An 11,656-nucleotide genomic window follows, 5' to 3' on the forward strand; every position below is an offset into this window, starting at 1 on the left:
GAGCCTATGAGCACCCGCACCGCCAGGAAACGCCCCATGGAAAGCCAGATGATTCGTCTGTTTGCCCTGCTTACGCTCCTGCTGTTCAGCACCTTAACTCTTGCTGTCCAGATTCCGGAAAAAAGCCCCAATGACGACAACCAGTACCGGTTCCTCGAACTGGATAACGGATTGAAGGTCATCCTGGTTTCGGACAAGGAGGCAGACAAGGCAGCGGCGTCAATGAATGTGGCCGTCGGCAGCGGCGATGACCCGGAAGATCGCGAGGGGATCTCCCACTTCCTCGAACACATGTTGTTCCTGGGCACCGAAAAATACCCGGCGCCCGGTGAATACCAGCAGTTCATCAAGAGCCATGGCGGCCAGCACAACGCCTTCACCGCGTTTCAGGACACCAATTATTTCTTTGATATTCAGGCTGAATTTCTGAAACCGGCACTGGACCGGTTCGCCCAGCAATTCGCGGCACCGCTGTTCACGGCCGAACTGGTGGACCGGGAGCGCAATGCCGTCCATTCGGAGTTCAGCGCCAAACAAAAAGAGGACGGCCGCAGGTTCTATTCCGTTAAAAAAGCGGTCAGTAATCCGGACCATGCCTTCAGCCAGTTTGCCGTTGGCAACCTGAGTACGCTCGAAAACACCGATGAAAACCCGTTGCTCCCGGATCTCATCGACTTCTGGAAACAGCACTATTCCGCCAATCTGATGTCCCTGGCGGTTTACGGGCCGCAAACCCTGGACGATCTGGAAGCCATGGTGCGAGGGCGTTTTGACACCATCGAAAACCGCCACCTCGAACCCAAACGCCACATGGCCAGCATCTACCCACCGGATGCACTCCCGGCCAAGGTAACAGTGGAAGCATTGAAGGATGTGCGGAGCCTGTCGCTCAGCTTCCCTATTCCCTCGCAAGAGGACAACTATCGCACCAAGCCCGCCAGTTACGTGGCCAACTTGTTGGGCCACGAAGGGCCTGGCAGCCTTTTCGATGTGCTCAAACGGGCGGGCCTTGCTGAAAGCCTGTCAGCTGGCCTTGGCATGGACACCGGTGAAAACGCCACGCTGGAGATCAGCATCTCGCTGACACCGGAAGGGATGAGCCGGCATGAGGAAATCCTGCCACTGGTGTTTGATTACATAGAAAAAATTCGGCAGAAAGGGATCAGTGAGCAACGCTTCCTGGAAATGCAGAACCTGGCACGCATTGATTTCCGGTTCCGCGAACAGGGCAGCCCACTGCATGAGGCCATGCGCCTGTCTAGCGAGCTCATGGACTATCCGCCGGAAGACCTGCTGCGGGCGCCCTGGCTGGTAGAGCGGTACGCGCCGGAACAGTATCGGGACATTCTGAACCGGCTGACGCCGAATAATGTCCTCATATTCGTTCTGTCGCCAGACCCTGGGCTGGAAAACCCGAACCGCACCGATTGGTATGAGGCGGCCTGGACCCGCGAGGCACTGGATCCAAAGGCGCTGACAACCCCACAGCTGCCGGAGCTGGCCGCCCAACTGCGATTGCCGTCTACCAACCCGTTTGTCCCGGAAGACCTGGAAATGGTGTCGGGGCCGACCATGGAAAAGCCCTTATTATTGGGATCAGTCCACGGCATGGAAATCTGGTTTGCCCGGGACACGCGATTTGACACCCCCAAAGCCAACGTGTTCATCAGCCTACGAACACCGGCTGCACAGGCGTCTGCGCGCAGCAATGTGCTGACTCAGCTGCTGGTGGACTCCATCAACGCAAACCTCAACGCCTGGGCCTACTCCGCCAGCCTGGCCGGACTGGATTACAGCGTGTATCCGCACCTGCGCGGCATCACGGTGCGTGTGGGCGGTTACAATGACAAGCTGCATACCCTGATGAATCGAATTCTGCTTCAGATGGCTTCTCCGGAGCTGACCAGACAGCGTTTCGACATTGCCCGACAGAATCTGATCGACAGCCTGCAGAACAAGGCTAAAGATCGCCCGGTTGAGCAGACCTCTGAGTTTGTCCAGACTTCCCTGATCGAAGGAGCCTGGAGCACGGACGACAAACTCAGGGCGGCTAGGGAAGTGACCTTCGAGGAGCTGCTCTCGTTCTCCGAGGCAGCGTTCTCCCAGGTAGATCCGGTGATGATGGCCCACGGTAACCTCACCGAAGCTTCAGCTCTGAATCTGGCCCGGCAGATCGACGCAATCGTCCTGAGAAACACGGAAAACACGCAAGTGAAACGCAGCCAGGTACGCCAACTGCCGGAGCGGGAAACCGACGTTTCCCTGACCGTCAACCACCCGGACACCGGCTACACTCTCTACATGCAGGGGGACAACACCAGCTTTGAGGAGCGCGCCCGGTTCCAGTTGCTGGCGCAGATCATCAGCAGCCCCTTCTACGAGGAAATTCGCACCACCCGCCAGATTGGCTACATTGTTTACGCCACGCCCTTTGAAATGCTAGAGACTCCGGCGCTGGGCTTTGTGGTGCAGTCACCCTCCGCCTCACAAGCCGAGATCGACCAGGCAGTAACGGACTTCTCCGCCGAGTTCGAGAGCACGCTGGCCGGGCTGACCGATGAGAGGCTGAACCAGGAAAAGCAGGCCGTGATCAGCAAACTGCTGGAACAGGACCGGCAACTGGGCGAGATCTCCAGCCGCTACTGGCGCGAGATTGATCGTGGTGCGGAAAACTTTGACTCCCGGGAGAGGCTGGCAAAGGCCCTGAACAATGTCAGTCTGCAGGCGCTTCTGGACACCTTCCGGGAGGCCGTCCTTGAGCGGGAACAGTCGCTCCGAGTGGTTACCGGTGGCAACGGCCTGCCAGCAGCTCAAGCCCTTGGCCAGTTGACCGAACTGCCACCTGTGCCCGCCAGCTGAGGGCCTCAGCAGGTACGCAGAAAGCGGGCCCAGTCTTCTGGCTCGTCCACATCCCAGCGGGGCTCCAGCAAGCAATAGCTGAGCCCCGCGGTATCCAGCCGTTCGCAGGTCTGGGCCAGAACATCCGGTGTACCCCAGGCAATGTTGTCCAGCATTCCCGCCACCACCCGTGAAGCGCCGATGAGGACGTAACCTCCGTCGTCGGACGGCCCGAGCACAACATCATAATCCGCCAGACAGGCCACCGCCTGACGGGCGTAATCCGGATCAACCGACGGGCAGTCGCTGCCGACCACCAGGGCACGGTCATAGTCGCAAAGCGATTGGCTGAGTGCGGCGAACATCTTCTCCCCGAGAGTATCACCCTGCTGCACCCCTTGAACCAGCCCCGCTCCATCCACTTCTTCAAGAATAGAGGCAGCTTCCACAGGGTGATCGTCCACCAGCCGGTCCCACCAGAATTCCACCGGATAACCGGTAGCACACAAGTTGTCCAGCACCGCCAGCGTGAGTCTGATATGGGCCTCAAGCGCACCAACCGGGCCCAATTCCGGAATCAATCGGGTTTTGACCCGGCCGGCTTCCGGCCACTTGGCAAACTGGAGAAATACCGCCGAGGGGGCGTTACTTTGAGACATTGCGGACATCCGATCGGTAGATTTTGGCCAGAGACTCCGGCGATTCACCACGCCAATAACGCCAGCGCAGCTGCCACATCAGGAAAATCGTCCGCCAGACGCCCTGCTTTTCCCACCGGCGGCTATCGGTAACGACAGGTTCTTTTATACAGAAGGGACGGGACACCAGGCAAAGGCGGCGTGAAAACTCCACATCTTCCATCAACGGCATCGGGTGAAAGCCGGCCAACGCCTCGAACGCCTCCCGGCGCACAAACATTGCCTGATCGCCGGTGCAGATACCGGTCAGACAAGACCGCTGGTTCATGAACCAGGCAATCACCCGGAACACCGGCCGCTGGCCTCTCAGGCGCACATTGAACCGCCCCCAGGCGCGGCGCGAGCGGCTAAATTCAGCCAGATGCTCCAGGGCATTGTCCGGAAGGCGAGTGTCTGCATGCAGGAAAAGAAATAGATCACCTCTGGCCACAGCCGCACCGGCGTTCATCTGCACCGCCCGGCCCCTCTCGGAGACCAACACCCGGTCACACAGCGGCCGCGCCAGTTTGGCAGTGCCATCCGTGCTGCCAGCATCCACCACAATCACTTCATGACCCCGGGCGCGAATCGGCTGCATGGCCCGGAGCGTGTCGGTGATGCTCACAGCCTCCATCCAAACTGGAATAATCACGCTCAACGAGAAAGGTTCGGGCAAAACGCACTCCGCAAAATTCACCGAAACAGGGCTGCACCTTGAGCCGCAGGGCTGAGGCCGTTATCATACCGCCCTTCTCGCAATAATGCCCCCGTAGCTCATCTGGATAGAGCGTCCCCCTCCTAAGGGGAAGGTAGCAGGTTCGAGTCCTGCCGGGGGCACCACCCTGACTTCACCACTGTCGACAAAGTACATCAATTTCTTGTTTTTAAATAATTTATAGACAACCCTTCCGATATCTATATCCGCTGGCCTTTACTTGAGGCGAGTCAGTGTCAAAACGGTGGCCTGCGCCATTCGCAGTAACCCTTTTTCATAGCTCGTTAAAGTTTTGCGGTGCTAGTATGAAATCTAAAATGAAAAAGTCATGATCACCACCCGATGCGAGGAGCGCAACGCCATGAACCGCCAAAGGCTTTGCACCCGCTGCGGCGTCCGGTCACTCTGTCTGATATGGCTGGTCGCCCTGTGCTTTGGAGCCATGGCTGCAAACGCGCAACCCAATAGCAAAGGAAGCACTGAAGAGGCAAACGCTGAAGGCGTCGAGACGACCCCTGAAGAGAAAAAAGCAGAACCCGAAGAAGCCAGGCCTGCTGTCCAGCCGGAACTGGAAGCGAATACCGAAGGGCCACCTCAAATCCAGCTTCCAGACACCGAGACGGCGGATATCCGCCAACAGATCCAGGCCCTGAGAGTCTCTCTGGACCAACGCCTGATTGCGGTTGAATCCACACGAAACCGCCTATCCTACGCGGAATCACTTCTCAACCGACTTCAAGACGAATACAACAGTTTCGAGCTTCGCTTGGAAAAAGCCGGCCTCAACCTCACGGGCAACTACGCAAACCTTCTTCAGCAGCGGCTTGATCGGCTTCGGCGACAGGGCATCGCCGAGGACCTGATTCGTGACATTGAAAACCAGCTATCGACAGCCCGCGAAGAGCAGCTTCGACTGGAAGAGTTCGAAGCGGTCATCGATCCCGGTAATGATGCCCGCGACCAGCTGCGGAGCCAGAGGGCCAGCCTGATTCGCCAACTGCACAAGGCCGTCACAGAACACATCCAGGCTCTGAATGAGTATTACAAGACGGTATCAAATCTGCAGGAGCGCGTAGAGGCGTACCGTTCTTTGCTGCAGCAGCGGCTTTTCTGGCTGCCCAGTGCGCCGGTTGTCGGAGTTGAAACTCTAAAGGAACTGATTGGCGCAGCCGCCTGGTTTGCCCGTCAGTGGCGACTTGATCCGCTCGAAGACGCCATGGGCAAATCTGTTCAGAGGCATGGCGTTTACATAGCCTTTCTGATCGCCGCTCTGACACTGCTGCTAATAAAGCGACGAACCGTCAAACGTAACCTCAGGGCCAACAGCAAGTATGTTGGAAATGTCGGCCATGATCGCATTAATTTCACGTTGTATGCGCTCGCGAACAGTTTTTTGCTGGCCCTGCCCGGCGTTCTGGTGCTCGCTATCCTGGCCCTTTTACTGAGGGACGGCACCGACTTCTTCCTCGCCCTCTCCGGGGGATTGGCCGCTGCGGCACTTGTCACCCTCCTGCTGACATTTATCCACGCTGTGGCCCGCCAGGGTGGATTGGGGGACACGCATTTCAACTGGCATATCGACTCACTGCGCGCCCTTCGCAGGGAGCTTCCGTTTCTCCTGGCGATCATCATCCCGATCATCGTTATCATGCCGACCACTGCAACACCTGACGGATCCGAATTTGTCGACAGTCTCGGGCGTTTGCTGTTCGCCGCCGCATCTATCGCACTTGCGGCGTTCGCGCATCGCATCATGAGCGCCGTTCGGGCCGACAGGCCACAGAGCAAGCACCTGTTGGCCCTGCATGTACTGGCAGTTGCCACACCCCTGGTGCTGGTGGCGGCTTCGCTACTTGGATACCACTACACCGCCCTGGAACTGGAGCGAAACCTGTTCATCAGCATCTGCTGGATAGCCTTCAACGCCATGCTGTTCTACATCGGACTCCGGGTGCTTTCGGTCAGGGAACGTCGCCTGACCCTGGCTCGCCTGCGTGAACGCCGCGAGGCGGAACGCAGGCTCGCCGAAACCCGGGAAGCGGCAGAATCCTCGGGCGAAGGGGTACCGCAAATGCTGGACATGCCGGAAATGAATCTCAAGGATATCAATCAGCAGAGTACTGCGCTCCTGCGAATCCTCATTTCCGTGCTTCTCATTACCGGCCTCTGGCTGCTCTGGGCCAGCCTGATTCCCGCCCTGCAGCTGTTCGATAGCATCACGCTCTGGACCATCGCCACCGACCTTGACGGCGGCGACCCGCTGCCCATTACCCTTGGTGACTTGCTGTTGGCGCTGTTCGTCGGCGTCGGTACAGTGCTCGCCGTCAGAAACCTGCCCGGCACACTGGAAGTCATGGTGCTCAGCCGGATGAAGCTTGAGCCCGGCACCGGCTATGCCATTACTACCCTCACCACCTATACCCTGGTGTTAATCGGCGTAGTGGTTTTTCTAGGGGTGATCGGGGTGCAGTGGTCCAAACTGCAGTGGCTGGTAGCGGCACTGGGGGTTGGCTTGGGCTTCGGCCTTCAGGAAATAGTTGCCAACTTTGTGTCTGGTATCATTCTGCTGTTCGAACGCCCCATTCGCGTGGGAGATACAGTCACTATCGGAGGCATTACCGGAACAGTCTCGCGAATCCGAATTCGTGCAACCACCCTGATTGACTGGGACCGCAAGGAGCAGATCATTCCCAACAAGACTTTCGTGACCCAGGATCTGACCAACTGGACACTGTCTGACTCGATTACACGAGTCATACTGAAAGTCGGCGTGGCCTACGGCTCCGACATGGACCAGGTGCAGGAACTGCTAATGGAGGTCGCTCAGAATAACGAACGGGTCGTGGATGATCCCGCACCGGCGGTGTTCTGCGTCGGCCTGGGAGATAGCGGGATCGATTTCGAGCTTCGGGTGTTTGTGAAAGACCCCTTGGACATTATGCCCCTGTCCCATGAGATCAACACCGCCATTACTCGCGCTTTGCGTGAGGCAGGTATCGAGATCCCCTTCCCTCAGAGGGACATTCATGTGCGAACTATTGCGGATGCGTAAACCTTAAGGTAGCGCGTCAAAATCTGGCAGATGGCCATACCCGAATGAGCGTTTGCCTGCCTACTATTTCTCCGCCAGGCACGGAACTCATGCCCAGTCGGTACCGGCATGATGCGGGGCCCAGTCAGGAACGAAGGCGCAATACTCCTCTTGATTCAGGAAACGTCCAATGATGGATTCCCTAACGCAATCCGCGATGTCACTGGTGCAAAGCGCAGGCGTGTGGGGTTACTGGTTCGCATTTTTTGCAGCGCTGGGCGAGACCGTGTTTCTACTTGGCTTGTTTTTCCCGGGGTCGGCCCTTCTGCTTATGATGGGAATGCTGGCTGGGCAAGGCTATTTTGATATCGGCGACCTGCTGTTTTTTGCCATTGCCGGGGCCACGCTCGGCGATAATGTGAATTACTTTCTGGGCCGACGGTACGGTCGTCAATGGCTGCGTGAGGATCGTTGGTTTCTCAAATCCGGTCACGTGGCGAAGATGGAGACATTCTTCAGCCGGCATGGGGGTAAGAGTGTTTTTCTGAGCCGATTTGTACCATCGGCGAAGGAACTGATGCCGTTTATAGCCGGAATGGTCAGCATGAAGCGACGCTCCTTCATGATCTGGAATCTGCTGGGGGCTATTGGATGGGGCTTGCAGTGGATCGTCCCCGGCTATCTTTTTTCGCAGTCATTATCGCTGGCCCAGGCATGGCTTTCCCGCGTTGGTATTCTGCTGCTCGTTCTGGTGGCCGTGATTCTGATTTTCTACGCCATTCGCTGGTCGCTGATGCGATTTGGACCAAGCGGTTTTCTGTTCTTGCGTTCCATCTTGGTGTCCCTCGGTATCGCCTTACGAGAGAGTGACAAGGTCGTTCATCTGGCGCGGCGCTTTCCCGGAACAGCCGGGTTTTTGCGGCGCCGCCTGGATCGGACCCACTGGCGCGGCCTGCCACTGACACTAACCGGAGTGATCGGGCTCTACATTCTCGCGCTCTTCGGCGGTCTTGCTGAAGATGTTGTGATGGGCGACGCTGTAGTTGCGCTGGACATTCGCATCAACAATCTGCTGGCGACTTTGCGAACGCCTGTGTTCAATCACATTTTCTATGTCATCACCTCCTTTGGCTTTTGGCCCGTAATCGCCTGCGGTACTGCGGCGGCAATTTTTGTGCTCTGGTATCGCCGTCAGGCTCAACTGATCCTGCCATTGACCATCTCTGTCGTGAGCTGTGAACTGCTGACCTACCTTGGAAAACTGGCATTCCACCGCCTGCGGCCTGAAGGCGGCGTGCTGGACCCTTACGGGTACTCGTTTCCGAGCGGCCATGCCAGCATTAGCGTGGCGTTTTATGGGTTTTGCTGCTTCCTGGGCATGCAGTTTGCTCAGCGCTGGAGCACGCGCATTAACTTGCTTCTCCTGGGAGCGCTGATAGCGTTCCTCACCGGCTTTAGTCGGCTTTACCTGGGAGTACACTATCTCAGTGATGTGCTGGCCGGGTATCTGGTTGGCTCACTGAGCCTGGCACTTGGGATCTCAGCGACATACTTGCCAGCCCATGCCCATCGTTTCGGGTGGCGGTTAAACTTGTCATCAGGAATACGCCTGACAGGGGCAATCAGCGCCGTGTCAGGTGCGCTGCTGACTGTTCTGGTTTTGAATGTATTTCAGGCACCTGACCTGACCAAGCTGTCGCGATCACAAGTGACCGCCTCCTCAACACCGGCGTCTCCACAGACGATCCTTCAACAAGGCGGGGCCACTGCCAGTTCCATTACCGGAATACCACGAGCGCCGGTCAATCTTGTCTTCCTGGCGCAGGACTTGAACCGGGTTCAGACCTGCCTCACACGTGCGGGGTGGCTGGAAGCCGACCCCATCCGATGGTCCAGCGTTCCGAGGGCCTATTACAATGCCTTGCGTGGAAGCGCCGATCCAACTGCCCCTCTTGCCCCATGGTTTTGGGATGGCAACCCCCAAGCTCTTGGCCTGGTTAAGCCAGGCAATGAAGGGCGGGTTTTTGATCGAGAGTTTCTAAGGGTCTGGCCCAGTAATGTCCGGACAGCGGCGAACAAGGTCTTGTTTGTCGCGACGGTAGGGCAGGAAGAGCGAGCGGATTGGCGATTGGTCCCGCATCCCCTGCCAACGTTTAACCAGGCTCTTGGCGAGCTGGAGAGCCAGCTGCAGAAACTTGGCCTGGCCAGCAAGGTTAAGGACGTCGCCTTTCCTGACGACGAAACCCCAACCTCAACGGACCAAATGCCTCTTGGCGGTGACCGGGTTTCTCTGATCGAGCTGAATCGAGACTGTCAGTCGCAGTAATGTGACCGACCTTTACGCGGTCGCATTGCCAGCCCTGCCAATGTCACTATGCAGAAGCCGGCCCCGCCATAAAACGTTAGGGCTGGCCCTCCGTATTGCCAAAGCAGTCCGGCCAATACGCTCGCGACCAGCAAGGCAATTCCCGATACCAGATTGAAGAAGCCAAAAGCGGTTCCTCGCAGGAATTTCGGTGCCGCGTTCGCAACCATGGTCGCCAGTAATCCCTGGGTCATCCCCATGTGGAATCCCCAAACCACAGAGCCGCAAAGAGTCCACAGCCAGTGATCCCCGAGTGCCAGGATAAGATCAGCGATAATCAGCAGACACAGCCCGATCATTAACAAATGTTGGTGGTTGAACCTGTCGGCCAGTTTCCCGAAAGGGTAAGCCGACACGGCGTACGCAAGATTCATGGTGACGAGTACGATTGGCAGCCAGGCAATGGCAAGCCCGTTGCTTTGGGCACGAAGCAGAAGAAACGCCTCGCTGAAACGCGCGAGGGTGAATACAGCGCCAAGTATCACGACCCACCAGTAGGGGCGGTCGAGCTGTCTCAACGCATCCCGGGAGATAGGATTCCGGCGGAGCTCGGTGACCGGTCGCCCGGGTTCGCGCACGCCAAACATCAACAGACTGACCGCCAAGACCGCGGGGATCGCCGCCACCCAGAATACCGCCTGATAATCGTTGGCCCAGAGCAGCATCAAACCAACTGCGATGAGCGGGCCCGCCAAGGCACCGAGGGTATCGAGTGACTGGCGCAGCCCATAAGCCGCACCACGCATTGAGCTGGGCACCAGATCCGCAACCAGCGCATCGCGCGGTGCTCCTCGTATTCCTTTGCCAACGCGGTCGGTCAGCCTCGCTGTCAATATCCACCCGACGCCGGGCGCCAGAGCAAATATGGGCTTGGTGACGGCGCTCAGGCCGTAACCTAAAATCGCCAGCCCTTTCCTTTTGCCAAGGTAGTCGCTCAAGGCGCCCGAAAAGATTTTGGTAATCTGGGCCGTCGCCTCGGCTGCTCCCTCGATAAAGCCAATGGTTACGGCACTGACGCCAAGGACGGATATCAGGTAAACCGGCAACAGGCTGTGAATCATCTCGGACGAGACATCCATCAACATGCTTACGAAGCCGAGCACCCAAATTCCGGCGGGCAATCGGCTTTGGGGGATAACGTCATGCGTCTTCACGCTGCTGCTCTTTCACTAGAGAACTGCATAGGAATATCACCAGGCCCATTCGGTCCGCGGCCATCCGCTGCATCACCTTGCAGTCACGAAGATTAGCGCCCGGGAATACCCCTGGCAACGCATGTGTTCGGTTGCGCACAGACGGGCAAGAGTCAGGCATCGATCCTAATAGCGTGTGTTCGCGTCGGTTGAGTGCCGCAGTAGCCGCGCGCCACTTTCGGCGCCGGGGTAGTTTATGGCGCATCAGGGAAATGAATCTTAATAGTGCAAGCAAGGAGCCACTACCATGATTAAGATCAACACAGCGGCAATCACTCTCTGCGTTCTTGGTGCATTGCCGATGGCAGCATTCGCACAATCCTCGCAATTCGGCCCCGATGAAGGCGACCGGGAATTTTCCATCTCCGGAACCGGCAGCAATGACAGGGATTTCAATAGCGGCACCTTCGGAGTGACCGGCGAACTTGGCTGGTATCTGCGGGATACTACGGTTGCCGGTGTCCGGCAAAGTGTCAATTACGCCAGCATCGAAGGGACAGATATTGAGGATGATTTCTGGAACGGCGCCACCCGTGGTTACCTCAACTATCAGTTCCTCGACCAGCGGGCACGTCCCTTCATCGGCGGCAGTCTCGGTGCCATTTATGGGGATGGTGTCAAGGATAGTGCCTTTGCAGGCCTGGAGACGGGCATAAAGTACTACTTGCTGACAAAGACATACTTCCTCGCCCGCGCCGAGTACCAGTTCTTTTTCGACGACACTGATGATGCCGACGATGCGTTTCAGGACAATGGAGCCTGGGCTTATACAGTAGGCTTGGGTTACAACTTCTGAACCATGTCACAGTGCTGGCTTGAAGATATCGGAGTCGGGGC

General features: G+C 57.5%; 7 protein-coding genes and 1 tRNA gene. 5 read left to right on the forward strand and 3 right to left on the reverse strand.

Translation table 11 applies throughout. From position 1 onward, the window contains the following. Positions 1 to 6 precede the first annotated feature (6 nt). Complete coding sequence (locus tag ACN0XM_RS03525; protein ID WP_417565545.1) at positions 7 to 2,859, forward strand: insulinase family protein; 2,853 nt, start codon at positions 7 to 9, stop codon at positions 2,857 to 2,859. Between the two features lie 5 nt (positions 2,860 to 2,864). Here the strand turns inward: ACN0XM_RS03525 and ACN0XM_RS03530 are convergent, their stop codons facing one another. After that, a complete protein-coding gene (locus ACN0XM_RS03530; protein ID WP_417565546.1) occupies positions 2,865 to 3,497 on the reverse strand; it encodes a TIGR04282 family arsenosugar biosynthesis glycosyltransferase in 633 nt (210 codons plus the stop codon). Further along, a complete protein-coding gene (locus ACN0XM_RS03535; protein ID WP_417565547.1) occupies positions 3,484 to 4,212 on the reverse strand; it encodes a TIGR04283 family arsenosugar biosynthesis glycosyltransferase in 729 nt (242 codons plus the stop codon). The genes ACN0XM_RS03530 and ACN0XM_RS03535 overlap by 14 nt, the downstream gene beginning before the upstream one ends. A 66-nt stretch (positions 4,213 to 4,278) precedes the next feature. Between ACN0XM_RS03535 and ACN0XM_RS03540 the strand changes: the two genes are divergently transcribed. From ACN0XM_RS03540 to ACN0XM_RS03550, 3 genes are all read left to right on the forward strand, one after another. Beyond that, a tRNA-Arg gene (locus ACN0XM_RS03540) sits at positions 4,279 to 4,355 on the forward strand. Between the two features lie 203 nt (positions 4,356 to 4,558). Then, entirely contained in the window at positions 4,559 to 7,282 is a 2,724-nt protein-coding gene (locus ACN0XM_RS03545; protein WP_417565548.1) for a mechanosensitive ion channel domain-containing protein, read from the forward strand. A gap of 169 nt (positions 7,283 to 7,451) precedes the next feature. Beyond that, a complete protein-coding gene (locus ACN0XM_RS03550) occupies positions 7,452 to 9,587 on the forward strand; it encodes a VTT domain-containing protein (protein ID WP_417565549.1) in 2,136 nt (711 codons plus the stop codon). Here the strand turns inward: ACN0XM_RS03550 and ACN0XM_RS03555 are convergent. After that, entirely contained in the window at positions 9,575 to 10,711 is a 1,137-nt protein-coding gene (locus ACN0XM_RS03555) for an MFS transporter (protein WP_417566058.1), read from the reverse strand. The genes ACN0XM_RS03550 and ACN0XM_RS03555 overlap by 13 nt on opposite strands. Positions 10,712 to 11,066: 355 nt before the next feature. On the opposite strand from ACN0XM_RS03555, the gene ACN0XM_RS03560 reads away from it, so the two are divergent. Beyond that, positions 11,067 to 11,615 (forward strand): outer membrane beta-barrel protein, encoded by a 549-nt coding sequence (locus tag ACN0XM_RS03560; RefSeq protein ID WP_417565550.1) that lies wholly within the window; start codon positions 11,067 to 11,069, stop codon positions 11,613 to 11,615. Positions 11,616 to 11,656 lie beyond the last annotated feature (41 nt).

Source organism: Marinobacter sp. (genome assembly GCF_048269445.1).
Taxonomy (GTDB): Bacteria; Pseudomonadota; Gammaproteobacteria; order Pseudomonadales; family Oleiphilaceae; genus Marinobacter.

Bases quoted from the DNA above. Each gene is read 5' to 3' on its own strand.
- ACN0XM_RS03555 (WP_417566058.1), bottom strand. From the start codon at position 10,711: ATGTTGATGGATGTCTCGTCCGAGATGATTCACAGCCTGTTGCCGGTT.
- ACN0XM_RS03530 (WP_417565546.1), bottom strand. From the start codon at position 3,497: ATGTCTCAAAGTAACGCCCCCTCGGCGGTATTTCTCCAGTTTGCCAAG.
- ACN0XM_RS03550 (WP_417565549.1), top strand. From the start codon at position 7,452: ATGATGGATTCCCTAACGCAATCCGCGATGTCACTGGTGCAAAGCGCA.
- ACN0XM_RS03560 (WP_417565550.1), top strand. From the start codon at position 11,067: ATGATTAAGATCAACACAGCGGCAATCACTCTCTGCGTTCTTGGTGCA.
- ACN0XM_RS03525 (WP_417565545.1), top strand. From the start codon at position 7: ATGAGCACCCGCACCGCCAGGAAACGCCCCATGGAAAGCCAGATGATT.
- ACN0XM_RS03545 (WP_417565548.1), top strand. From the start codon at position 4,559: ATGATCACCACCCGATGCGAGGAGCGCAACGCCATGAACCGCCAAAGG.